Source organism: Acinetobacter sp. Ag2, from assembly GCF_001005515.1.
Classification (GTDB): domain Bacteria; phylum Pseudomonadota; class Gammaproteobacteria; order Pseudomonadales; family Moraxellaceae; genus Acinetobacter; species Acinetobacter bereziniae.
On sequence record NZ_LBNA01000050.1, the window covers coordinates 31,606 to 57,457 of the forward strand.

The 25,852-nt window shown below is 39.6% G+C and carries 24 protein-coding genes and 5 tRNA genes; 6 read left to right on the forward strand and 23 right to left on the reverse strand.

Translation table 11 applies throughout. The features are described from left to right. Positions 1-7 precede the first annotated feature (7 nt). From tuf to AAV97_RS11265, 19 genes are all read right to left on the reverse strand, one after another. On the reverse strand, positions 8-1,198 hold the full coding sequence (gene tuf / locus AAV97_RS11175; protein ID WP_004718491.1) for an elongation factor Tu: 1,191 nt from the start codon (positions 1,196-1,198) through the stop codon (positions 8-10). A 144-nt stretch (positions 1,199-1,342) separates the two neighbouring features. Further along, positions 1,343-1,417, reverse strand: a tRNA-Thr gene (locus AAV97_RS11180). Between the two features lie 12 nt (positions 1,418-1,429). After that, positions 1,430-1,505, reverse strand: a tRNA-Gly gene (locus tag AAV97_RS11185). 34 nt (positions 1,506-1,539) lie between these two features. Further along, positions 1,540-1,623: transfer RNA gene (locus AAV97_RS11190), tRNA-Tyr, on the reverse strand. Positions 1,624-1,677: 54 nt separating this feature from the next. After that, positions 1,678-1,753: transfer RNA gene (locus AAV97_RS11195), tRNA-Thr, on the reverse strand. A 98-nt stretch (positions 1,754-1,851) separates the two neighbouring features. Next, complete coding sequence (trpE, locus tag AAV97_RS11200) at positions 1,852-3,345, reverse strand: anthranilate synthase component I (protein WP_046760608.1); 1,494 nt, start codon at positions 3,343-3,345, stop codon at positions 1,852-1,854. A gap of 129 nt (positions 3,346-3,474) precedes the next feature. Next, positions 3,475-4,143, reverse strand: coding sequence for an HAD-IA family hydrolase (locus AAV97_RS11205; protein ID WP_005035275.1), 669 nt, complete (start codon positions 4,141-4,143; stop codon positions 3,475-3,477). Positions 4,144-4,271: 128 nt separating this feature from the next. Next, entirely contained in the window at positions 4,272-5,030 is a 759-nt protein-coding gene (locus AAV97_RS11210; protein WP_046760658.1) for an FHA domain-containing protein, read from the reverse strand. 174 nt (positions 5,031-5,204) lie between these two features. Next, the gene (gspD, locus tag AAV97_RS11215; RefSeq protein ID WP_046760609.1) at positions 5,205-7,454 is read right to left on the reverse strand and encodes a type II secretion system secretin GspD; all 2,250 of its coding nucleotides are present in this window, start codon (positions 7,452-7,454) and stop codon (positions 5,205-5,207) included. Positions 7,455-7,495: 41 nt separating this feature from the next. Then, positions 7,496-8,347: a type II secretion system protein N gene (locus AAV97_RS11220; RefSeq protein ID WP_046760610.1), complete on the reverse strand. Its 852-nt coding sequence runs from the start codon at positions 8,345-8,347 to the stop codon at positions 7,496-7,498. After that, positions 8,347-9,090, reverse strand: a complete 744-nt coding sequence (gene gspN, locus AAV97_RS11225; RefSeq protein WP_046760611.1) for a type II secretion system protein N — start codon at positions 9,088-9,090, stop codon at positions 8,347-8,349. The genes AAV97_RS11220 and gspN overlap by 1 nt, the downstream gene beginning before the upstream one ends. A 163-nt stretch (positions 9,091-9,253) precedes the next feature. After that, positions 9,254-9,580 (reverse strand): H-NS family nucleoid-associated regulatory protein, encoded by a 327-nt coding sequence (locus AAV97_RS11230; RefSeq protein WP_004826222.1) that lies wholly within the window; start codon positions 9,578-9,580, stop codon positions 9,254-9,256. Between the two features lie 226 nt (positions 9,581-9,806). Then, the gene (locus tag AAV97_RS11235) at positions 9,807-10,244 is read right to left on the reverse strand and encodes an acyl-CoA thioesterase (protein WP_004826221.1); all 438 of its coding nucleotides are present in this window, start codon (positions 10,242-10,244) and stop codon (positions 9,807-9,809) included. A gap of 9 nt (positions 10,245-10,253) precedes the next feature. Then, positions 10,254-11,447, reverse strand: a complete 1,194-nt coding sequence (locus AAV97_RS11240; protein WP_009585527.1) for a hypothetical protein — start codon at positions 11,445-11,447, stop codon at positions 10,254-10,256. A gap of 4 nt (positions 11,448-11,451) precedes the next feature. Then, on the reverse strand, positions 11,452-12,282 hold the full coding sequence (locus tag AAV97_RS11245; protein ID WP_009585525.1) for a hypothetical protein: 831 nt from the start codon (positions 12,280-12,282) through the stop codon (positions 11,452-11,454). Next, positions 12,279-13,061: a uroporphyrinogen-III synthase gene (locus tag AAV97_RS11250; RefSeq protein WP_009585523.1), complete on the reverse strand. Its 783-nt coding sequence runs from the start codon at positions 13,059-13,061 to the stop codon at positions 12,279-12,281. Before AAV97_RS11250 ends, AAV97_RS11245 begins: the two co-directional genes overlap by 4 nt. A gap of 10 nt (positions 13,062-13,071) precedes the next feature. Beyond that, a complete protein-coding gene (gene hemC / locus AAV97_RS11255) occupies positions 13,072-13,998 on the reverse strand; it encodes a hydroxymethylbilane synthase (protein WP_171064889.1) in 927 nt (308 codons plus the stop codon). Between the two features lie 96 nt (positions 13,999-14,094). Beyond that, positions 14,095-14,832, reverse strand: a complete 738-nt coding sequence (locus AAV97_RS11260; protein ID WP_004826215.1) for a LytR/AlgR family response regulator transcription factor — start codon at positions 14,830-14,832, stop codon at positions 14,095-14,097. A 52-nt stretch (positions 14,833-14,884) separates the two neighbouring features. Continuing rightward, on the reverse strand, positions 14,885-15,901 hold the full coding sequence (locus tag AAV97_RS11265; RefSeq protein WP_009585473.1) for a sensor histidine kinase: 1,017 nt from the start codon (positions 15,899-15,901) through the stop codon (positions 14,885-14,887). 134 nt (positions 15,902-16,035) lie between these two features. Between AAV97_RS11265 and argH the strand changes: the two genes are divergently transcribed. Both argH and AAV97_RS11275 read left to right on the forward strand, forming a co-directional pair. Next, positions 16,036-17,466 (forward strand): argininosuccinate lyase, encoded by a 1,431-nt coding sequence (gene argH, locus AAV97_RS11270; protein WP_004826213.1) that lies wholly within the window; start codon positions 16,036-16,038, stop codon positions 17,464-17,466. 11 nt (positions 17,467-17,477) lie between these two features. Further along, a complete protein-coding gene (locus AAV97_RS11275) occupies positions 17,478-17,747 on the forward strand; it encodes an oxidative damage protection protein (protein WP_004826212.1) in 270 nt (89 codons plus the stop codon). 653 nt (positions 17,748-18,400) lie between these two features. On the opposite strand, the gene AAV97_RS11280 is transcribed toward AAV97_RS11275, so the two are convergent. Next, entirely contained in the window at positions 18,401-19,039 is a 639-nt protein-coding gene (locus AAV97_RS11280; RefSeq protein ID WP_004826210.1) for a sterol desaturase family protein, read from the reverse strand. Positions 19,040-19,255: 216 nt separating this feature from the next. Here AAV97_RS11280 and AAV97_RS11285 point away from each other — a divergent pair, with 216 nt between their 5' ends. Beyond that, a complete protein-coding gene (locus tag AAV97_RS11285) occupies positions 19,256-20,260 on the forward strand; it encodes an AraC family transcriptional regulator (protein WP_046760612.1) in 1,005 nt (334 codons plus the stop codon). 283 nt (positions 20,261-20,543) lie between these two features. After that, positions 20,544-21,236, forward strand: a complete 693-nt coding sequence (aqpZ, locus tag AAV97_RS11290) for an aquaporin Z (protein ID WP_042087893.1) — start codon at positions 20,544-20,546, stop codon at positions 21,234-21,236. Between the two features lie 116 nt (positions 21,237-21,352). Here the strand turns inward: aqpZ and AAV97_RS11295 are convergent, their stop codons facing one another. After that, positions 21,353-21,598 carry a hypothetical protein gene (locus tag AAV97_RS11295; protein ID WP_004826204.1) on the reverse strand — a complete coding sequence of 82 codons (246 nt, stop codon included), beginning with the start codon at positions 21,596-21,598 and terminating at the stop codon, positions 21,353-21,355. A 190-nt stretch (positions 21,599-21,788) separates the two neighbouring features. Beyond that, on the reverse strand, positions 21,789-22,835 hold the full coding sequence (locus AAV97_RS11300; RefSeq protein WP_046760613.1) for a DNA/RNA non-specific endonuclease: 1,047 nt from the start codon (positions 22,833-22,835) through the stop codon (positions 21,789-21,791). Positions 22,836-23,356: 521 nt separating this feature from the next. Between AAV97_RS11300 and AAV97_RS21420 the strand changes: the two genes are divergently transcribed. Next, a complete protein-coding gene (locus AAV97_RS21420) occupies positions 23,357-23,518 on the forward strand; it encodes a hypothetical protein (protein WP_228136542.1) in 162 nt (53 codons plus the stop codon). Between the two features lie 49 nt (positions 23,519-23,567). Here the strand turns inward: AAV97_RS21420 and AAV97_RS11305 are convergent, their stop codons facing one another. Continuing rightward, the gene (locus tag AAV97_RS11305; protein ID WP_004826198.1) at positions 23,568-25,448 is read right to left on the reverse strand and encodes a potassium transporter Kup; all 1,881 of its coding nucleotides are present in this window, start codon (positions 25,446-25,448) and stop codon (positions 23,568-23,570) included. A gap of 120 nt (positions 25,449-25,568) precedes the next feature. Between AAV97_RS11305 and AAV97_RS11310 the strand changes: the two genes are divergently transcribed. Next, positions 25,569-25,659 (forward strand) — tRNA-Ser (locus AAV97_RS11310). Positions 25,660-25,852 lie beyond the last annotated feature (193 nt).

Sequence of the window (25,852 nt, forward strand, 5' to 3'; positions counted from 1 at the left end):
TTAGCGATTATGCAGTTACTTTAGCAACTACACCAGCACCAACTGTACGACCACCTTCACGGATCGCAAAACGTAGACCTGGGTCCATTGCGATTGGGTGGATCAATTCTACTGACATTTCAACGTTGTCGCCTGGCATTACCATTTCAACACCGTCTTGTAATTGGATTGCACCAGTTACGTCAGTTGTACGGAAGTAGAATTGTGGACGGTAACCGTTAAGGAACGGAGTATGACGACCACCTTCTTCTTTAGAAAGTACATATACTTCTGCATCGAATTTAGTGTGCGGCTTGATTGTACCTGGTTTAGCAAGTACTTGACCACGTTGTACGTCTTCACGCTTAGTACCACGTAAAAGTACACCACAGTTCTCGCCAGCACGACCTTCGTCTAGAAGTTTACGGAACATTTCTACGCCAGTTACAGTTGTTTTAACTGTATCTTTAATACCAACGATTTCAACTTCTTCGCCTACTTTAACGATACCAGATTCTACACGACCTGTTACCACTGTACCACGACCAGAAATTGAGAATACGTCTTCGATTGGCATCAAGAATGCTTTGTCGATTGCACGCTCTGGTTCTGGGATATAAGAGTCAAGCGCTTCAACAAGTGCAAGAACTGCAGATTCGCCATACTGACCAGCATCACCATTAAGTGCAGCAAGTGCTGAACCACGGATGATTGGAGTGTCATCACCTGGGAAGTCATAAGTAGAAAGAAGTTCACGAACTTCCATTTCTACTAATTCAAGTAATTCTTCATCATCAACAAGGTCACACTTGTTAAGGAATACAAGAATATAAGGTACACCTACTTGGCGAGAAAGAAGGATGTGTTCACGAGTTTGTGGCATTGGACCATCAGTCGCAGCACATACAAGGATCGCACCGTCCATCTGAGCAGCACCAGTGATCATGTTTTTAACATAATCGGCGTGTCCTGGGCAGTCTACGTGAGCGTAGTGACGGATTGGAGAATCGTATTCTACGTGTGAAGTATTAATTGTAATACCACGTGCTTTTTCTTCTGGTGCAGAATCGATTGCTGCGTAGTCTTTAGCTTCACCGCCGTAAGTTTTTGCACAGATAGTTGCAATTGCAGCAGTTAAAGTTGTTTTACCATGGTCAACGTGACCAATTGTACCCACGTTTACGTGTGGCTTATTACGTTCAAACTTAGCCTTAGCCATTTGCTCTTCCTCGTTTATGTCGAACACGAGTTAAACAACTCAGCATCGACAATCGTCTAAAAAACTAGACACCTAATACTTGAAAAGCAGACTAATAAGCCTGCTTTTTAAAAACTGGTGTAGAATAATCTACTAAATTGTATCTGGAGCTCTTATCGAGATTTGAACTCGAGACCTCTCCCTTACCAAGGGAGTGCTCTACCACTGAGCTATAAGAGCAATCATCTTCGATGGAGCGGGAGACGAGGGTCGAACTCGCGACATGTAGCTTGGAAGGCTACCGCTCTACCAACTGAGCTACTCCCGCTTAATGTTGGTAATTAACCACTTATCGAAGTTAATGGTGGTGAGAGAAGGATTCGAACCTTCGAAACTTTCGTGGCAGAGTTACAGTCTGCTCCCTTTGACCGCTCGGGAATCTCACCATTTACACTTACTTTCAGTGCCGTTCCTCTACATTATAACACAAAACTTTAAGATGGTGCCGGCACACGGATTCGAACTGTGGACCTACTGATTACAAGTCAGTTGCTCTACCAACTGAGCTATGCCGGCGTTTCTTAGTGTTTCGTACGTTTCGTATCGGAACGGTGTGCAGTTTAGCAAAACTCAGAATCCTTGCAAGTGTTTTTTTTAAAAAAAACCTCAAAAACTCATAAAATCAATCCGTTTGATGATAATTCAACCGCTTTGATCACTGCGCGAGCTTTTATTTGGGTTTCATTCCACTCTGATTCAGGATTTGAGTCCACAACAAGCCCTGCTCCAGCCTGTACATAGACTTTATTTTCACGAATTACACAGGTTCTAATCGCAATCGACATGTCCATTTCACCATGCCAGCCTAAATAACCAACAGCGCCACCAAAAATACCACGCTTTACTGGTTCCACTTCGTCAATAATTTCCATCGCGCGAATTTTTGGCGCGCCAGAAAGCGTCCCGGCTGGGAAAGTTGCTTTAAAAACATCCAAAGCGTCAACATCATCCAACACTTCACCCTGCACGTTAGAAACAATATGCATCACATGCGAGTAACGCTCGATCACCATTTGATCAGTCACTTGCACTTTACCGATTTTTGAAACGCGTCCAATATCGTTACGCCCCAAATCAATTAGCATTAGATGTTCTGCAATTTCTTTTTCATCAGAAAGCAAATCTTTTTCCAGTGCCAAGTCTTCTTCTTTGGTTTTTCCACGAGGGCGTGTTCCCGCAAGTGGTCGTACAGTCGCAATACCATTTTCAAGGCGGGAAAGAATCTCTGGTGACGAACCTACAATATGAAATGGTTTTTGGTCAGCAATGGTCTGTCCTTGTACTAGGAATAAATAAGGAGAAGGATTCAAATGACGTAACGCACGATAAACCTGTAATGGATCACCATCGAAATCCGAGACCATTCGATGCCCAGGTACAACCTGCATCACATCTCCAGCACGAATATATGCTTTGACTTTTTCAATCGACTCTAGAAAACGGTCATGCCCAGTTAAAGATTCAAAATGTGGTGCTGTATGTTTTTTTGCAACCAAACTGATCGGCGTTGCCAATATGGCTTCCAAAGCATCGAGTTGTTGTTGTGCCTTGTTATAAGCTTGTGGATCATTAACATCTGTATGTACGATCAAAAACAAAGTGTCTTTTAAGTTATCAAACACCACCACTGTCTTTGACAGCATCATCCATAAATCAGGTAACCCAACAGGGTCAGCTTCAGGCACATTGCTTAAGCGTGGTTCAATATAACGCACTGCGTCATAACCAAAATACCCAACCAAGCCGCCTGTAAAATTTGGCAACGCAGGTAAATCTTGTTGCGTAGGCACTTTAAACTGTGCCTGAAAGTCACGAATATATTGAAATGGATCAGTACACGTCTGTGTCTCAACTCGTCCATCTGGAAATTTAACTGTAAGTTGTCCAGCATTGCAGGAAAATACAGTTGACTCACCCAGACCAATAATCGAGTAACGTGCCCAGTTTTCGCCCCCCTCGACAGATTCAAATAAATATGCCTGTTGGTGCTGTTGTAACCGTGCAAATACAGACAATGGCGTATCCGTATCTGCTAAACGTTGGCGATAAACAGGAATCAGGTTATATCCCGCCGATGTTAATTGTTCAAATTGCGCTAAAGTTGTCATGAGGAATTCTCTCTATTTTCGATATTACTAAGTATTGATTTGCATACAGCTCACTTAGTGACGCCATCGAAAAGTACCTTTTCCATTCATTCCTCTTTCCTTTTCTCACAACAATTTCAAATATAGGGGTTAAGCCAAAAGCTCTGTTAAATCGTCGACCACCTGTTGCGGTTGACAAAGATGAATATCTTCACCGTGATTATAGCCATAGCTGACCACAATACAATCAACCTCTGCACGGCGGGCAGCTTCTACATCATTACTTGAGTCACCAATCATCAATGTTTTATCGACTGAAGATTGGTATGTTTCCACACAATACAACAATGGTTTTGGGTGTGGTTTTCGTACTTCAAAACGATCTCCACCAATCACATCAACAAAATAGTGATCCATTTTTAATTCTTCTAAGATTTTTCTGGCAGGCTGTTCAGGTTTATTGGTCACACAAATCAGCTTCTTGTTATTTTGTATTCCCCAATCTAAAAACGCTAAAATCCCAGAGAATGGCTGAGTATCTACACATGGTTCGGCATTGTAAATTTCCAAAAATGTATCAAGCAACTGCTGATGCAATACGGGATCAACCTCGCCTTTTAAATATTTTAAAGTACTTTCACAAAATAATGATGTGCCTTTGCCAATCCAAACGCGGACTTGTTGCTCAGTGACTAAAGGAAGATTTAAACGTGCCAAACTCAGATTCATAGCACGATATAAATCAAATGCTGAATCAACCAATGTTCCATCCAAATCAAATAAAATAAGTTCACGTTGGTCTAGCTTTGCCACATTCATGCTGTACACCTAAAATAATTTTTTAAAACTTATCGCACTAAAAATAAAATCCAACTTTAGTCTTTGTATAGACTTTACATAAAACAAAGGCATGCGATTGCATGCCTTGAGTGTATCGCATTCACAGATTATTTAAACAACAGCCATGCAATAATTGCCAAAATGATTAAGACAACCACCGTCATCAAGCCAACTTTGGCATTTTTCTGAGTTTCTATTTCTTTTTCAACGCGTGCTTCTGGCGCTTTAACTTGTTCAATGTCAGGTTTTATTGGCGTATGAATGTCAACACCATCAGGAATTGGAGCTGGCTTAGGTACAGCTACGCCTGATGGCATTCCTTCACGAGTGATTTGTACATTGCTATCTCGTGCCGAAAGCTCTGGCATGCCCTGTTCACTCATTTTTTCTGCCGCACTCGGTTCAATTGATACAGGTGTATCAAGTTCTGCGGTTGCAATAGCCTCAGCAGGTTGTTGTACTTGTTGTTCGGCGAGTTGTGAAACTGATGGCTCAACTTGTGCAATCGCTGGTTCAGCATCTGCAATGATAGATGTAGGCTCTACGATAGATTGCTCAGCCACTTCAACTGCTTTTACAGGTGCAAGTACATTGAATTTAATACTGGCAAATTGAACAATATCACCATCCATCAACATTTTATCCTGATCGATACGTATATCGTTCACAAAAGTTCCGTTTGATGACTTTAAGTCCTGTACCCATAATGCATCGTCTTTCAATAAAAATGCGGCATGGCGACGTGAGATTTCCGCAGACTGCAATAAAAGATCCGCATCTTGATGGCGACCCACCAACATGTCACGGTCAATCGTCACTTCCTGTCCTTCTAACTCACCCGAAATTGCTTGTAATTTCCAAGTCATCGTCATTCTCTCATTCCAATTTACATTTATTTTAACACGACATATCTAGAGTTCTAAATCAACTTAAAACCATACTTTAGCTCATGAATCAAACAAGCCATTGCAACAAATTAACTGTAAATCTTAAACATTCAATCAAACAGCTGATCTAATTTTAACACTCAAAAATATCCGCTACTGCTTACGGATATCATTTGGTTCCTCTGCAACAGGGGTTGTAACCGCATTGCTTTTGTTTGGATTTGTTGCTACGCCACCTGCGGGTACTTTCTGATATTGACTGGATGGCTGTGCCGTCGGCTGTGGTTGAATCAGTTTAGGCTGAGTATTTGGTGACGAGGTAATAGGCAAACGCTGTTGGAATACATCATCAACATTGGCAGGCAGTTTGGCAAAATTCCCATCTTTATCCATCGCCAATTGCAAGCTGTATAGCTGGTCATAACGTTGCTGAGATAAACGACGTATTTCTGTATCGCCACCCACAATTGTTGGATGAATAAACACTAAAAGATTACGTTTAACATTTGACTTTGCATCTGATCTAAATAAACGTCCCAAACCAGGAATATCTCCTAAGAATGGCACAGATTGACGACCAAGAACCGTATCATCAGAAATCAGCCCACCCAATACGACTGTTTGTCCATGATCAGCTGTTACTGTTGTTTTGATAGAGCGTTTACTGGTGACTAAGTCCTGAGCTTGCCCTTTACTAGATTTGACCCCTGAGACTTCTTGCTCGACTTCCAAACGAATTGAACCACCTTCACCAATATGTGGAACAACTTTTAAGGTGACCCCGACATCTTTACGTTCGATCGAAGTATAAGGATTGACCGTTCCGCCGGTACCTGTAGATACAGACCCTGTTACAAAAGGTACATTTTCCCCCACAACAATATACGCTTCTTCATTGTCCATGGTCAGAATAGACGGCGTAGAGAGCAGATTTGATTTAGTTCGTTCTTTTAATGCCTGAATCACTGCACCATAGAGCTTGCGTGAACCATCAGCGCCTTCTTTATAATCGCCTAAAATAAGTGAAGTTCCGGGTTTAACTGCATTACCCAAACCAGCCGCACCACCAGATAAATAACCCGCAGCTAGTGCCGCTAAACTACTGCCGATATTATCAAAATTAATCAGCCCCACACCACTACTAATATCGCCTAAAGCCCATTGCACACCCAATTGATCTGTATCATTCCCTGATACTTCAAGAATAGTCGCTTCAATCAACACTTGTTGACGACGTACATCCAATTGCTGGATTGCGGCTTCTATTTCTCGCATCAATTGTGGTTCGGCTTTGACCACCAAGGCATTTTGTGCACCATCAGCAATAATGCTGACACCATTGGCATTAAAGCTGGTGACATTGTTTTGATTATTGTTATTGGAATTGCTATTTAAATTAATCCCCGGCGTTGAAATACTGCTACTGCCTGAGCTGGAATTTGAAGAAGAGTTATTACTGTTATTATTTAAATTACTGCTATTACTAGAATTATTATTGGTCGAAGAATTATTTGAGTTTGAATTGACTGCTTGCCCAGTGACTAAGCCTTGTAAAATTTCAGAGAGATTTTTTGCACTGGCGTATTTGAGTTTAAATACTTTTAGTCCACCTAAACGATCTGCTGATGGCACATCAAGCATTTCAATCATATTACGAATACGTTTGCGTGTACCTGTATCGCCTTTAATTAAAATACGGTTGGTGCGTACATCTGCAATAATACGTACCCGTGCCCCTGCGAAATCTTTTGATGCGCCAGTCGCACTCATTGCATCCAATTGTTTAATGATTTCTTCAGCCTGACTTTGCTGCAAAGGTACAGCTTCAATATCATTTTGTCCTGTACCATCCAAATTACGAATGATGGTTTCAAGTTGATAAATATTTGCCGCTCGATCTGAAACAATTAACGCATTGGTGCCTTGTATGGCTGCCAAATGAGCAAATTGAGGCATTAACGGTCTAAGTGCAGGAATTAAATCATTTGGATTGGTATTTTCTAACCAAATTACCCGTGTGACCACCTGATCACCGCGTGCATTGTTGCGTGGATCATAAGGAACACCAGAGTTTTTAACATTACTGTCAGGCACTAAACGTATGGTATTGCCTGATGGAATCGCCACTACACCATTGACATTGAGCACACCTAAAAATAGGTCATAAACTTCGTTTTTATTGAGTGCTTTGTTTGAAATAACAGTTACATTGCCACGTACGCGCGGATCAACAGCAAAGTTTTTACCCGTAATATCTGCAACTTCATTGATAAAAGCCGTAAGATCAGCATCGCGTAAGTTAATCTTCCACGTCTGAGCATATGTTGCTGTACTAACTGCAACCATCATGGGTGCTGCTGCAACGATAGCCCAGAGTGGTCGATTGTGAGTCAAAAAAGCCATAACTTATTATCTATCCTAATTTTATTTGTAGTCCTAGCCACTTACAAACTTTGCTGAATGGTCATCACCTGATCACCACGCTTAATTTCAATTTTTACTTTTCCTTCACGCTTTGCTTGTTCTAGCAGTTGAACATCACTCTGTCCTTGACCGACTGACTGCCCATTGAGTGAAAGAATGCGATCCCCAGACCGAAGTCCTAATTTATTTCGAAGTGCTGCGGGGGTTTGTTCTGTCACCTCATAGCCTTGTCCGCTATTGGTGTTCACCCCCATGCTCTTTAGATATTGTTCTCGATTTTCATTCATTCGATCAATTGCCTGCCCCAACGCATTCTGACTGGTATTTTGTGGTGGCGGTACAGCTTGATCTGGATTACTGGTTGGTGTTGCCATATTCGAATCTGCAGGCTGCCCAGGTAAAGGCTGATATAAATTATCCAAACCTGTAAAACGTAACTCTTTACTATTATTGCCACCTTGGCTTAAAACAATATGATCCCAATATACTTCTGACAACTGATAACTGGTGCCTTCTATGGTTTCACCAACCACATAACGATCTGCCGTTTCCTTTACTTTAATCACAGCCGATGAAAAGCGTGCAGGATAACTCACCACAACACCCTGCAATACCATTGGAATGCTGTCATCTGCTGTTGCGCTTGAACCCACTTCATTAAACAAGGAAAAACTTGAAATATTAGGAACTTGTGCTTGTTGCGAGCCTAGACTCACTTGTTCAGGTTGCATCACTTGAGGCGGTGCGACCACCCACCAAAAAATAGAGGCTAATTTCCAACACAATGCCAAAATCAATATAAATAAGGCAACAGGTGCGAGATGTTCTGCTTTTTTCCAAGAAATGTTTTCAAACTGTTCTTTTATATTCATTAGAAACCACCTTGAATCAGTGGTTGTCTTGAACTGATCACAAATGTATCCAGTCCAGCTTTCCCATCATAAGATGGAACATTAAGTAACATTCTTTGGGTCAATTGTACATCCAACATCATACTTGGATCTAAACTGATATTCGCCATTTTTTGGCTGCGTTGATCTTGAATATCAAAAATCAGTTTACCTGCTTCATCTTTTAGCTGTGCATTTAAAGAAGGGATATTCATTTGATCTTGTCGTTGACCAAAAGTATAGCGAAGTTCACCACCAGCCCAATGCAGCTGACCATCAACATCACTAAATCCAGCATCTTTTTTAAAACGAAGGCTCATGTCCGAAATCTGTATGGCATTTGCAGGCCATTGCCAGTTGGCGATATTTTTCAATGTTTCAGGAGCAATCTGACCTTGCATTTGATTAACAATAATTTTTTTACCCAAGCCATAGCCCACAACCCCATTGAGTTGCGTTTGTCCACTATGAACTTCAACATTTGCCCCAACACGCAATAAGATTAAATCCCAAGGACGCGTACGCCATGAAACTGACCCACGTAAATTACCTTTATGCCAATCCGCTTGCCCTTGCCAAATATTGCCACTGACATTGTGTAAGGTTTGATTATTTTTATAAAATTTAGCAATTAACCATGTTGCAGGAACTTGTAAAAGTACAAAAATTAAAAAAGCGACAACTCCAGTAATCCACCAGGTCATCTGTTTTGATTTTTTATTCATCCAGCTTTACCATCATTGATTTATTCTTCCATGCAAGATGATGCCCTCTTGTTTATACATTATGCATAATTTTTTCATATCGCCAATTCACTCGTATAAAAAAACCAAGCAGTTTTGCTTGGTTCTTTTATTTTATCGTCATTGAATGACACTTAGATGAAGATTAGATCAAGAAATCTTCTAATTTAGCGCCTTTTTCAATTTCAGCAACCAACCAGCGAGGTTGCTTACCACGACCCGTCCAAGTTTCAGCCGTATTTTTCTTATTGCGGTAGCGTGGCTCAACAGCTTTACGTGTTGTCTTTTTACGTTTTTGAGCACCATACTCAATAAACTGCTCTAGGCTTAAACCCGCAGATTCTGCAATTTCAACAATCTTATTATAAGCATCTTCGATCGCTTGATCTTTTTTACTTTCAATTAAAGCTTCAGCTTCAGCTGTTAACTTTCTTAACTCTTCAACAGATAAATTACTAATATCAGGCATCATTAACACTCCACATTAAACTTCGCAAATATATTTAAAATAAATTCACAGCAATAGTATTTTTATTTATACCAATTGGCAATACATATATTCCCCAATAAATACATAAAACAACAAAAAATGATTATAACACGCCAAAAATGTTTATTTATCCCAGTCAAAATAAACATACAACAAAAAGTAATTTTTGATACACGTTTTAAATATAATGATGATAACTGTAGCGTTTTTATAAATTCAGCAAATTGTTTTGAACTGTTGCTTCGAGATCAATTATAACTTTTCTTAAATTTTCAGGTATTAATGCTTTTTTCATAGAATCTTTATCTACAAATACGATGACCGCTTCACCATCGGCAACAATCTCCTGTTGCTGTTCACTGAATAATACATAATGCATGCGTATTGCACTATTGCGCATTTCCGCTATACCTGCACCAATATGTAGCACATCTGGATAAAATACTGGTTTTAAATATTTACATTGACTTGAAGCAACCACAGTTAAAACATCTTGTTCAAATACATTTAAACGATCAAAATATGCAATACGCGCACTTTCTATATAACGATAATACTGCACATTATTCACATGACCAAAAGCATCCATATCTCCCCAAGCGACCTTTTGTTCATAAACGATAGGGAATTGTGCCAATAGATTCATAATGTGTTCTCAAATTTTAAACTGAATGTAGTTGCTGTCTTTTTCAAAAATTGAATTCAATTGCTGAATTAATTCATCATTGCCATTTAGAGTGGCTTTAATCCGTAAATAATTCATCAAAATATCATTTGGATATAATGCTAAGAGCTGATCCGCTTCTGTTTCACGTTGTGTCGCCGTATATATATGCCACTTTGCAAAACTAAATACAGGAATATTTATATACTTACTTTCCAGATGAATAATCTGTTGTTCCAGATATTCATAATCTGGATTTTGCCGAAGCAACTGTTGTTGAAACCATAAGTAGAAAACATCCTGATCGAATTTCTCATCCAGCAATTGAATGGCAAGTTGTTGCTGTTGCTGTGCCAGCTCAGGTAGACGAGTAATTAACTTCAACCATAATACTTTGGTGTCATAGGGCATTTGATCAAGTAAAGGTGCGATTTCAAAAAACTTGTGCTGTAATAACTCCAAGTCCTCAAATTGCGCTTGGTCATAGCAACCTAAAAGCTGAATCAACCATTGTTGTTTGGTCGCGACTTCCAACTGTCCAAATTGACTTGAATGTAAATAGTGCCAAGGTGACTGGATTGCAAACTGTCCCCATAATTTTTGTACTGATAATTTATAACTTTCTGAAAGTTGACTCAGCCATGGCGACAACTCATGACCATTTAAAAACTCAAGATGTGTCAAAGCTTGCTGACTGTCATGCTGCGCCAAATAAATTTCGATACGGAGAATTTCGGCTAATTCAAATGCTGAGGGTGGGCTATTTTCCAAAACTTGCAAAGCTGCTGCATAATCACCTTGCTTGAACAATATTCGGGATTGAATAATCGCTTTTAATAAACCCGATTGATCAAAAATATTTTGAATAACCTGTTCTTGCTCATCTTCACCATCTAATAACCACAACACGCCCAATTGCTCAAAGGGATGCAAATCACTAAAGTTTAAAACTTGTTCTAATTTTCTTTTTTCTCTACGCAGATAGCGATTCAAGGCATACCACATCACATGCATAAGAAAGCTGATGATAACGCCTAGAAATAACAATACCCATAAGTTCGTCTGGATTTGAATATTATGCCAAAGCACATAAACATAACCAGCCCCTGCGGCATAACTCAAGACACTCAAAATCGCAAAAATAATCAGGCTAATAAAGGCATAGATCAAGAAAATATGTTTCATCCCACTACCCCAACACTGCCAAGCTATTCAGCTTAGGAACAGGAGATTGTGAGCTCTGTTTAATTTTTAATAATTGTTGTTTGATGTTCTGACTTGCAGCATCAGGCAACAGATCAAGTTGTTGAATCGCCTGATTCAGCATGGCTTTATATTCAATATTTTGACCTTTAATCAGAAGTTGTTGAGCGAGCAAAAGTCTCAATTGAGTTTCTTTTAAAATAAAGCGGCGATTGCTCAATTCTGGTGCATCCGTACTAAGTACATCGACCTTGAACCATTTCTCCCAAAAGTGGGCGCTCTGACTGGTATTTAATTTAAGTTGATTATTTTTCAGTTCTGCAGTCAAACTTTGATCAACTTGTTTGATTAAGCTATCCAACTGATCTTGCTGTGCATTTCTTTCAATCACAAACTGTTGGATATTCTGCATATCTTGAACAATGCTTTGATGCAGACTTTGCTTGACTGCCTCTGCCAATGCGTATTGATCTAAAGATTGGTTAATTTGGGTTAAATGCTCCAGCGCATAGACAAATTGCTGTTGTTGTATCGCAAACTGGACCAACTCAAGTTGCTGTTTAATCAACACACTTGGGTTAATTCCCGTACTGGGTTCTTTGAGTACAGGAGGTTGCTTGCTTGTTTCTTGACTCGGTTCATCCGCTTGTCTTTTTACTGCCACCAATTGATCGTTCAAACTGGCATTTTTTTGTTCACTTTTATGCAGTGTTTGTTGAATCTCATCCAACTGTTGTGAAACATGATAGAAGTCATAACTCAACTTAATGAGCCATCCTAGAGCGATCAACAATAAGATATAAATAAACTTCTTCATAATTTCCTTTGCAACTGCACAATGCTGTGTAGAATTGCTTTTGGTTCTAGCGTTAAAATTTGAGTGATATTAAAACATTTTTGAGTCGTATTTTTATCATGCATTAATAATTGATACAAACGCTCACCCAAAACTAAATAATGACAGGCATTAACCAAATGAGAATGCTTTTCTGTCAACGCCAACCAATTCCGCCAGCTTGCTTCACTACTGATACAAGTCCAGTAAGGCGGCTCAAATTGATTTATTTGATTGAGCAAAGCAGAAAACTGTATTTGGGTTTCTGGTGGGCATAAACGCTCGTATAAAACAAAGTTTAAAACATCAATATGACGTTCTTGGCACTGTTGCATCATAAATTGGCGACCACCTTTACCGCGCCAAAATGCAATTTTCTGAATATTCTCTATGCTGTTAAATATCGGTAAACTCAGCATACCTTCGGAGCTTTCCACCTCGGGTACATGACTTGCTATCCCAAATTCAGCCAAGCATTGAGCAGTTTTTTTTCCAACAGCAATCCATTGAATATGCTGAATCTGTGTAAGACTCATCCCAGACTGTTGAAGATACTGCATTCCCATTTGTACAGCCATTGGACTGACTACAACGATGATTTGCGTCGTTAAAAGTTTTGAATACAGTGTAGCTAAAGTACTGTCATATGGACGGGGCTTTAACGCTAATAAAGGCAAATCAACCACAGTAAAACCTGATTGACGCAAGCATGCTGTTAAAGGCTCAGCTCGGTCAATCGGACGTGTATTGATAAACAGCATCGGAACCCGATTACTGTGTTTGATACAGTGCTTTGAGTAAATCTCCAGCACCAAGTTGCAATAAATCTTTTGCGAGTTTTACACCCAACTGCTCTGCTTGTTCGACAGTACCACTGACCTTGCTACACAGCAATGTCTGACCGTCCGTACTTCCAACACGGCCTTCTAAAGACAATACTTGATTGTCCAGTGTTGCAAAGCCTGCTATTGGAACCTGACAGCCGCCCTCAAGATAAGCATTGAAGGCGCGTTCAGCACGTACACACGCATTGGTTTCATTGTGCATCAAAGGCAGAATCAAATTCAAAGTTTCAGGGTCATTAGAACGACACTCTAAACCTAATGCACCTTGTCCCACAGCAGGCAAGCTGAGTTCTGGTGCGAGACTATGACGGATACGTTGTGCAAGCCCTAAACGCTTTAACCCAGCACTGGCGAGAATAATCGCATCATACTGACCTGCATCAAGCTTAGACAAGCGTGTACCGACATTGCCTCGTAAATCAATCACATCCAAATCAGGACGCTGTTTAAGAATTTGACATTTACGGCGTAGACTGGAAGTACCAAGTTTGGCACCTTGAGGTAAATCTTCAAACTTTGCATAATGATTTGAAACAAAGGCGTCAAATGGATCTTCACGCTCACAGATCACCGCCAGCTCTAAACCTTCAGGCAATTGCATAGGGACATCTTTCATAGAATGTACAGCTAAATCTGCACGTCCATCCATCAATGCTGCTTCAAGCTCTTTGACAAATAAACCCTTTCCACCAATCTTAGCCAAGGGCGTGTCTAAAATTTTGTCGCCTTGAGTGACAAAAGTCACCAACTCTACTTTGATATGCGGATGCAATTGTTCTAAACGATCACGAATATGTTCTGCCTGCCACAATGCAAGCGGGCTTTGTCGAGTTGCGATTTTCAAGGTTTTCATCATTTCAGTTTTGCCAAACTTTTAAACACTCTAAACTTACCCTGCAATCTTAAAAATGCAAGTAAATTATCAAAATGATTTATCTTTCACACAAAACTATAAATTCTGCATGCGTTCCCTAAGCAAAGGTAAATGTCGACGACTCACCGCCAGACGCTCCTCAAGCTCACGGCATCGCGCTTGATACTGTCCTGAAGCAACCATTTCCAGACCATCCAAATAATCTAAAGAAATGAGTGCATTACGATGTATTCGTATAAAACGATCTGAAAATTCAGTTTCCAAATCCTTTAAGGTTTCATCAATCAAAACGCTCCCATTTTTATGGCGAACGGTGACATATTTTTGATCTGCTAAAAAATAATAAATATTTTCAACAGGGATCAGTTCCAAACCTCGATAGGTTTTTGCAGCAATTTGCTGCCTTTGCACTTTTTCTTCCATGAGTTCTTTTTTTTCTATCTGAGTTAATTGAGCTTGCGTCAGTTTAGTCACATTCCCTAAAACTGTTTCCAATTCATCCTTGGCAATTGGCTTTAACAAATATCCTTTTGCTTGAGATTGAATCGCCTGTAAAGCGTGCTCATCAAACGCTGTACAAAATACGATTGCAGGCATCGGGTTAAAATGCGCCAAATGTTGCGCACAACTTAAGCCATCCATTTCTGGCATCTGAATATCCAGCAACACGACGTCAGGCTCAAACTGTTGAACCATCTCCAATGCTTGCTTTCCATGTTGTGCTGTGGCAATAACCTGATGCCCAAGTTGCGACACCAACCGTGATAAGCGTTCCACTGCAAGCGGTTCATCATCACAAATCAGGATGTCCATTGCTCCTCCTTACCCAAATACCTACATTATTTATTTTTAATACATGTCTCAATCATCTATTTTTATACTGATATTGAATGACCATCGTAAATAATCCATTCCCTGCATAATTCCGAAAATAAACAGAATCGCCAAAATGTGCTTTTAAACGCTGTTTTACATTTTCTAAAGCAATTCCATGCCCTTGTCTCACTTTTATTCTATCTTGTAAAAATGGGTTGGTAATGACTATATTGACTTGATTTTGCAATATTTCAACCAGTATCCCAATCTTGGCATCTTTCATTTGGTTTTCGACCCCATAAAAAATACTGTTTTCAATTAAGGGTTGCAGGGTTAATAATGGAATTTGCACATATTCCAATAATCCCGGCTGTGGAATATTCCACTCAACATTTAAACGCTCGCCCAAACGGATTTGTTCAATGGCAATATATTGTTTCGATAATTGTATTTCTTCTTTTAAGGTCACCAATTTTAATTCTTGAAAGCTTGCTCTAAACAATTTTGACAAGTCAATCAGCATTTGTTCTGCTTTATCTGGATCAATTGCAATTAAACTCACCACACTGTTTAAACTATTAAATAGAAAATGAGGATGAATTCGCGCCTGCATGGCTTGAACCCGTGCATTTAATTCACTGTGTTGTTGTAAAACGGCTTGCTCGCGAATATACATATAACGCAAACAAAATGCACCGAGTAATATCCCATAACTTAAATGCAAAATAAGATTATGACTGATATCGTTTGTCGAAATATTTTGTAAAGAAAAATGAACAGCCCAATAATGCACAATATTCAGCACCAAAGTTGTGCACATGACGATGACCTGTAAAAGTATAAAACTGAAAATCATCGCCGACAAATAAGTATATTGCGCTAACCTTTTGGCAAATAGATCTTGAAAGGCAGCAAATGCCAATAATATCCAGTTAATATATAAAATATATTCTAAAACATGCCAAACATTTAAATTACTCCACGACTGTGCTTCTGCCAGTGCCAATAAAAAAGCCAATACATTACTGGAAATAAATAATTCCAATAAATACTGACGATGCCCCATTTTGCTAAAAAAATACGAAGGCTGAAAATGCAAAGTAGATTTTCTTGATGAATGATTGTGCTTTACTTCGGCAAGTGAGGCTGAATTTGTTATACTGCGTTTAGTTCTACTGCTTTTTTTCCTACTGAGCCGATATGACCACATCTTCTAATTCCTCTAATCCGTCACAAGCCCAAACTTCAGGCATGTGGGGCGGTCGTTTCTCTGAAGCTACTGATGCCTTTGTTGCTGAATTTACTGCTTCTGTCCAGTTTGACCAACGCTTTTATAAACAAGATATTGCTGGCTCTATTGCACATGCAACTATGTTAGCAAAAGTTGGGGTGCTTACAGAACAAGAACGTGATGACATTATCAATGGTTTGAATACAATTAAAACTGAAATTGAAGCAGGTCAATTCGAATGGCGCATCGATCTTGAAGATGTGCATATGAATATCGAATCTCGCTTGACTCAGCGTATTGGTATCACAGGCAAAAAGCTACACACCGGGCGTAGCCGTAATGACCAAGTTGCGACAGATATTCGTCTCTATGTTCGCGATGAAATTGACGCAATTTTAAAATTACTGGAAAAACTACAAAAAGGTATTCTTCGCTTAGCCAGCAACAATACCCAAACCATCATGCCTGGGTTCACGCATTTACAAACTGCACAACCTGTGACTTTTGGTCATCATTTAATGGCTTGGTTTGAAATGTTGGTACGTGACTCTGAGCGTCTGATTGACTGTCGTAAACGTGTTAACCGTATGCCTTTGGGTTCAGCGGCATTGGCAGGTACGACCTATCCGATCGATCGTGCGTTCACTGCGGAATTATTAGGTTTTGAAGCAGTTGCTGAAAACTCGCTAGATGCTGTATCAGACCGTGACTTTGCCATTGAATTCAACGCAGCTGCTTCACTGATCATGATGCATTTATCACGTATGTCAGAAGAATTGATTCTTTGGACGTCTGCACAATTTAAATTTGTGAATATTCCAGACCGTTTCTGTACTGGTTCTTCGATCATGCCACAAAAGAAAAACCCAGATGTTCCAGAATTGGTTCGTGGTAAAACTGGTCGTGTCTATGGCGATCTTATGAGCCTGTTAACCTTGATGAAAGGTCAACCTTTGGCATATAACAAAGACAATCAAGAAGACAAAGAACCATTATTTGATGCCATTGATACCATCCGTGGTTCATTGATGGCTTTCGCAGACATGATTCCTGCACTGGTACCGAATGTTGATGTAATGCGTGAAGCAGCACTTCGTGGCTTCTCTACTGCAACAGATTTGGCAGATTATCTGGTTAAAAATGGAGTCGCTTTCCGTGATGCCCATGAAATCGTAGGTAAGGCAGTTGCATTGGGTGTTCAGGAATCTAAAGACCTTTCCGAATTAACACTTGAACAATTACAGCAGTTCTCTGATTTAATTCAGGCAGATGTATTTGAAAAAGCATTGACATTAGAAGCTTCAGTGAATGCCCGTAACCATATTGGTGGGACTGCACCTGCTCAAGTGGCAGCGGCGATTGAACGCGCTCATACACGTTTAGAAAAACTTTATGCATAAGGAGTTTTGATATGACTCGACAAGTATTTTGCCGTAAATATCAAAAAGAGTTAGAAGGTTTAGACTTTGCACCTTTCCCAGGCGCAAAAGGACAGGAATTATTTGACACTGTGTCTAAACAAGCTTGGCAAGAATGGTTAAAGCATCAAACCACATTGATTAATGAAAAACGTTTAAATGTATTTGAAGCGGATGCTAAGAAGTTTTTAGAAGAACAACGTGAAAAATTCTTCAATAATGATGAATCGTTGGAAAAAGCTGAAGGGCTTAAACCAGAGTAGTATTCAAAGATCTATACAATGGTCATTTGAAAGCAACCTGTGTATTGTGCTTCATAAAGAAATCCCCTGATGGGGATTTTTTATAGTCTATTGATGCTCAAAAGAACAAAGCACTTAAAACATTGCCAGAATCTAATCGCATTTCTCTAAATGAGATTAAATTAATATACGTTCAACTTAACGCTATTCTTTCAAATATTTTATATAGCGCTTAGGTTGTAGAAAGATTTTGTTTTCCCTTCTACCAATTTGACCGACATCTATCAATTTGACCAGCATCGCTATCGCGTTTGGCGACATGGATGCCATAGATTAAGCTGTACTAGCTTAGCTCTGATTTGATACTCATCAAACCCCATTAGCTACGCTGATCGTGCCATGTGAGAAGTGCGATTTTTGTTTTTGTAGACATAAAAAAAGGAGTCTTGGAGACTCCTATAAACTTCAGAAACGACAGCTATTTGCATTCTGAAACATATCTTGATGCTAGCCAGTATAATCATGAAAACATGTTATACATTGACCAAACATACATATTTTGTGACAAATCACGACAATCGAACTGATAATTCGCGCTTTCAGATCAATGGAGACAAGAATAGCGCTCCAAACCAATCAGATGAGTCAAAGCTAAACTTTAACAAAACACAAGATCAGGCGACTGAATCTACACGGTTCGCCGAATGTTCTTCAATCACTTGTGGTTTTTTCTCAACCCATTTTGCAGGAAAATACTTTTCAACGGTTGTTGAAACCCAGTGTGCAATCGGCTGAGGTAGCGTGATTCCCAACGGATTTTGCTCTTGTAAATCTGCGGATGAGATCACCCGTGTTCCCATCAGATAGTCAAACCACGGCTTGGTCACACACCAGTTTGCATCTTGATTTGCATTCATATGATGATCATAGTGCCAAGGAATTTTCTTCATCGCCCATGCTGGCTCTAAATGTGCACGGCGGTGAATATAATAATAATTACATGCACTATATAAAGATGCAGCCACCATGCCTTTTGAAATCGGATAAAAAATTAAACTCGCAGCACCTGCAACCACTGCCAATGAAACAATTTCATTTTTGGTGCGCCAATTCGATATACCTTGCACATAACCATCATCATGAAAATCCTGCTTACGGACTTCGCGGTGATGTTCCCAATGCGATTTCATACTTCTTGGAACAGGGCTAAAACGTGGCTTTCCAGGACGGTGCTGACCATGCAAAATATAATTATGTGCAATCCACTCAAAGCCGTTCGCAAAGACCAATCCAACTAAAAAGCCTTTTAACATGTTTTTTCTCCTCTGCTTATTTTTTAATATAAAACTGTGCTGAAAAAAGATATTGACATGGAAAAGTATTTTCATTGACAAATCACGACATGAACACTATAGAAAATCTATCACCAACCCCATAAAATGCGACTTGTTTGCTGGATTTAAACTCGCTTAAAATAGCGCCAAGTTTGATCTTACATGATGTAAATCGTACAACAACAAGATGTGTCAATGATGCTATTAAAGGATTATGCAGGCTCCGTTTATGGAGGGCTTGGGCAATTACTCTATACCTTTAGCGAAGCTAGAGGCTTAAACATTTCACCCAAGTTACAACAGGTTCAAAATCTTGAACGCTTTGACTATACCGTTTGGCGTGAAATTTTGGATGAGATACAGTCACAAGTACAAAGCCCTGCTTTAGGGTTAGAAATCGCACCTTATGTACAACCGAAGCATATAGGCATTATTGCCTATATTGCACAGTCCTGTGACAGTTTAGGAGAAGCCCTCAGCCGTTATCATGATTTTCATCGTTTAATTTATGATGGTAGCCCACTCAAAGTCGAATATTATGATGAACAACATATTTCGGTAGGTTGGGCAAATCTACCGGCTCACTTCACCACTCAAATCACGGATGAAATCGCGATTGCTGTGATGATTCAATTTTTACGTTTATTTGTTTCTGACAATATTCAACTTTATCAAGTCAATTTTATTCACCAAGTACCCAAAAATAGCATGGCATATGAAAGCTTTTTCAATTGTCCAGTAAAGTTCCAACAACCAAAAGTTGAGATGATCTTCCCTATTTCTGCTTTAACCATTCCAGTTAAACAAAGTGACCAAACCTTACAAAAGTTGCTGATGCAACAAGCACAAGCTCTACTGGACAGCTTGCCGAATACCACCCAATTAGATGAGCGCTTACAACAAAGTATTTTATTGGGACTACAAAAAAATAATTATCAAATTAAGGAAGTTGCCAAGCAGCTCAATATGTCTACACGCCAATTACAACGTCATTTACAAAGTCAAAATACCACCTACCAACAACGTGTCCAAGATGTTCGGCAACTACTCGCCTTTCAATATTTGCAGGATCGCTATTTAGGGCTACATGAAATTGCTTTGCTTTTGAGCTACTCAGAACAAAGTGCCTTTCAACGTGCTTTTAAACAATGGACCGGGCTCACACCGCAACAATGGCGACTTCAAAATCGAAATACTTAAACATCATCATGCCTGATTTAAATGATAAATATTTATTAAATTTCCTCTATTAATACTTTATTTAGATCATATTTTTGGCAAATCTTTGCAGTTTTTTCCACAATTAAATCAAAACATTAAGTGATAGTATTATCAAAAAATTATATTTGTGATTCAATTTTCATATTTTTAAACTATGATAATGATGCTGAAAATATAAAGTTGTACCTCATCGAAAGGTTATCAACTATTAAAAAAATAGCGACATAACCCATTCCGTTAAAAAAAATAAATAGGAATCAATATGAATAAATATCTTGCAGAATTTATCGGAACCTTTTGGCTGGTCTTTGGAGGATGTGGTAGCGCGGTACTTGCTGCTGCTTTCCCAGAATTAGGTATTGGTTTTGCTGGTGTAGCACTGGCATTCGGTCTTACAGTACTTACTGGTGCTTATGCACTCGGTCATATTTCAGGTGGACACTTCAATCCAGCAGTCAGTGTTGGTTTATGGGTGGGTGGTCGTTTTGATGCCAAAGACCTCGTTCCATATATCATTGCTCAAGTCGTCGGCGGTATTCTCGCGGCTTTTATCTTATATTTAATTGTTCAAGGACAGGCTGGGTTCGCTGGAACAGGTGGCTTTGCAACCAACGGTTATGGAGATTTGTCTCCTGGAAAATATTCTTTGGTTTCAGCATTGATCATTGAAATAGTTTTAACCGCAGTATTCTTAATCGTAATTTTAGGTGCAACGGATAAACGCGCACCAGCAGGCTTTGCACCGATTGCGATTGGTTTGGCGCTAACCCTAATCCATTTAATCAGTATTCCTGTAACCAACACTTCCGTCAATCCAGCACGCAGTACCGCGGTCGCTTTATTTGCAGAAACCGCTGCATTGAGCCAACTGTGGTTATTCTGGGTTGCACCGATCGTGGGTGCTATAATTGGTGCAATTATTTATAAAGTCGTTGGAAATGAAGCACGCAATTAAATGCTGTGGTTTAAACCATGCACATTGAACTTTAATTCAATCCGTTAAATTTTAAAAAACCTGCTTCAGCAGGTTTTTTTATCTCAATCTTTAAATAGAAATTAAATCAATAGCGCTTAAAGAAACGGATTTTCTATTTCACCTTCATTTTGACGAACAATCTGCGCGGGCAGATCACTTTGCTTCTCCAAAGTTGCCACAATGTCATTCAAATAACTTTGTAAAACTTTAGCAGCTTTTAAGCCTGCTTGATCCTTAGTAATCTGCAAATTACCATAGACATTGACACAATCCAGTTGATTTTCTAAGGTCAAATCATGAATTGCATGCGATTCCGTATCATTTTCAAAAGCTTTAAACATTTTAATTTTCTCTATTGTTAACGTTATAAACAAAAACCTGCTTGTATATACTCTTTTAAGCGCCATCATACCCAGCCTCTCGCAAAACGAGTAGCCACTTTCAATATCCATATGATTGAGCTTTGATCATCATTTTTTGCTGGATAAAACAGCTCTAGTATAGATAGATTCTCCTCTAATACTGCTTTAATTATTTCAAAATTTGTAAAATATAATGCAACAAAGCTTCAGCCAATTGTTTTACCAAGGCATCTTTGGTTTCTTCATCTACTTTAGGCAACTCAATATTGCTGGTCGATGTAGAACGACTGGCAGGCTGGAATTGCTTTTGTACCGTAGTAATCTGATCCTGTGGCACAGCTTCAGCACACTGACTTTCCGCATCCCAATGAGAATATTCGATTTCTTTATTGGCTTTTACTTGATTGGCATTTAAAGGCAATTTATAGGTATTGCGCTTTTGTTCTTCGGTGAGCTGTGGAAATAAGTTCATTCCTAGCTGCTCTTCCAAATAGCACACGCTGACCACTTTGACCTGCAATGAATTATTATTAGGCGCGTAATAAGCACCGATAATGCCATGTTTAGGCAAATAGATCGCTTTAAAGACAGCGGTTGGAACAATCACACCACGACCAATGGTTTTAAGTTTTTTGCCGCTAAATAATGGTCCCGTAACCACATAAACATCTTTCTTTTGTTTGGTCACAATCGCACGTGTTGCTTCTTCTAACTCTCGCCAGACTTGCTGATTATTTTTAGGCGCTTGGGGCACCATATTTGCCAAAGAAAAGCTATCAAACTGAGAGGCTTTGGTCGACATATCGGCATTGGGCGACATATGTCCACGGTCATAACCAGAACCACGATAATCAGACAGTAGTGCTCGATGCTGACTGCTGATTCGCTCCTCTTCATGGAAGCTGTCTTCACGTTTAATCTTTTGGCTTAACCGTTGTGGTGATAAATACTCCGCTGTCCATAGTGGTGTTTTGGAAACGCCCGAATACATCACATTAAAGCCATTGAAACACAAAGGATAACTGTTCTTTTTTAAACTGTCTTTCATCAAGATCGGCGGTTGATCTCGATAGAACTGATTTAAGCATTCAGAATTAAGAGAACTGCCTTGAGTAAAAGGCAATAACTGCAAAATTTTTTCTTGACCAAATGCAATCGCAAAGCTTCCAGTAGCCACTAGACCCAACACCAATTTAACTACTGAATTTTTCAACAAAAATCATCCTAAGCCACATAACAGACAAGATATTCAAAACCAATCCATACTTGGTTTTGAATTCAATAAAACAGCTTAACAAGCTCAGGCAACGAAAGATATTATGTGAATATTCAACTGAATAAAGCTTCTACAATTTTTACCTATTCAAACAATTTTTTAAATTTCTCAAGTATTGATTGCTTGCAAAAAAATTAAGAAATTAAATTACTTCCATCGTATGACTTGCTGCTGTCATCGAAATTATGGCATGTTAAAGTCAGATCTTCGACAGCTTTACGACACAATTTGTCGCAGGGTTTATATTCATCCATCATGTTTATGGAATAACAGACAGTGCAAATATTCCGACGATTCAAACTTCAAGCAAAATATGGAATGATACTGCTCTGTGCTTTGCTAAATTGCGCTGCTTTTGCTGCTTCACCAACGGCTAAGCAAAGTATTGAAAAGCAGTCTAAACTGACAACAAAACCTCATTTACAGAATAAAAGCCAACACCACCAGCACTTAAAACCACAGTGCCCCCAATTAAACCTGCTCCACGCATATTGGAAACCATCCCGAAAGATCCGAACTCAACTGAACCACGCCGAATTATCGATATTGCCCCACCTCCTCAACATCAAGACCTCTCGCAACACCCATCGTCCGCACCAACGTCAACGCAAGCCAATGATTGAAATAAAAAAAAGCCAGAATGATTTCTGGCTTTTCATATTGTGAGATTTTTTAAATCTCGATTTGACTACCCATTTCAACTACACGGTTCGGTGGAATTTGATAGAAATCACTCACAGGGCTGGTATTACGTTGCATTGAAATAAACAGTTTTTCACGCCATGGTGCCATACCCTCACCCACGGTATGAATTAAACGATCACGTGAAATAAAGAAGCTGATATGCATCATATCGAACTCAACTTCAAGTTGCTTATATGCCAATTCAAGTGCATTCGGAATATCTGGCTGATCTTTAAAACCATAATAAACAAAGACACGTTGGAAGCGATCATCTAAGACTTCAACACGAATCCGCTCTTGCTCAGGTACATAAGGTACATCACGGGTAATCACCGTCACCATGATGTTACGTTCATGAAGCACTTTATTATGTTTAATATTATGCAACATCGCATGCGGTACAATATTTGGATTACCTGTTAAGAATACTGCTTGTCCGGGTACAAACTGAGTTTCATCACTCAAGCTAACGCTTTTAATAAACAAGTCCAGTGGCAGTGCATCTTTTTCCAAACGGTTAAAGACAATTTCTCGTCCAGTTTTCCATGTCATCAGAATGGTAAACACGATTGCACCGATTAGGATCGGCACCCAGCCCCCAGAGATGATTTTTAATGAGGTTGAGCCAATAAAAACACTGTCTATCACTAAAAATGGCACAGCAAATAATGCCACTTTCCACTTTGGCCAACGCCAGAAACCATAAGCTAAAAATGCGATTAAAATCGTGTCACACAGCATAGTCATTGTGACCGCCACACCATAAGCATTGGCAAGGTTGGCACTGTTTTGGAAAATCACGATAAGCAATAGGATCGAAACAAATAGAATCCAGTTAATAAACGGCAAGTAAATTTGTCCCTGCTCAACATCAGAGGTGTGATGTACGGTTAAACGTGGTAAGTAGCGCAGTTGAATGGCTTGGTTTGCCATTGAAAATACGCCCGTAATCACCGCTTGCGAGGCAATCACTGCCGCTGCTGTTGCCAAGGCAATCATCGGATATAAACCCCACTCAGGCACCAATAAGTAGAATGGGTTTTCGATCGCACTTGGATCACGTAGCAACAGCGCCCCTTGCCCTGCATAGTTGAGTAAGAGGCACGGCAATACGATAATAAACCAACCTAAACGAATCGGCAGTCGCCCAAAATGTCCCATATCAGCATAGAGTGCTTCACCCCCAGTTACGGTTAGAATCACCGCTCCCATCGTTAAGAAAGCAACGAATGGCTGATGAAAAATAAAGTTCAATGCCCAATGTGGACTCAGCATAGTCAAGACATAAGGTGTTTGACTAATACTGTGAATACCAATTAAACCGATGGATGCAAACCAAGTCAGGGTGATTGGACCAAAGAATTTACCCATCGTCCCTGTACCATGTCGTTGTACAAGAAACAATGCGGTAAGGATACCAATCGCCAATGGCATTAACCATTTATTAAACATCGGTGTAGCAATACTTAGCCCTTCAATCGCAGAAAGCACTGAAATCGCTGGGGTAATGATACCATCGCCAAAAAACAACGATGCCCCGATAAAACCTAAAGCAATCAGAAAAATTTTTCGGTTATCTGGAATTCGGTTGGAACGCAAGTTGAGCGCCAGCAAAGACATGATCCCGCCTTCACCATTGTTGTCTGCCCGCATGATGACGGTGACGTATTTAAAGCTGATGGTGAGCATCATGCACCAGAAGATCAGCGATAAGATCCCCAGCACTGTTGCTTCAGTGATGGCGATGTGTGCGGTGAGAAAACATTGGCGTAGGGCGTACAAGGGACTGGTTCCGATGTCTCCAAATACCACCCCTAATGCTGCGAGTGTGATCGCAGGTAACGCGGCTTTTTTTGCAGTACTTTGCATAGATTCGTCTTCAAAAATTAGACACTATTTTTGCGCAATCATATCACTGTGAAATTTTTTTTGCTCTAACTCAATTGTTGCTTGGCAGAATTCTTTTTTTTGGTTATTATCCGTCGCCTTGGTGAAGTGTCCGAGTGGCTGAAGGAGCACGCCTGGAAAGTGTGTATACGTTTATAGCGTATCGAGGGTTCGAATCCCTCTTTCACCGCCAAATTTATTCCAACCTCATCCATTGGAAGCTGAAAAGCCTAAACTTTCGTGGTTTAGGCTTTTTTGTGTTTTAAAAAGATTTTAATGATGTGTCTCTATAAAAATATTGAGCAACTTCTAAATGCTTTTTTCCCCAAATATAATTATATCTTAATTATTCAAAATTATAGATTTTTACTTATTTATACTCCATC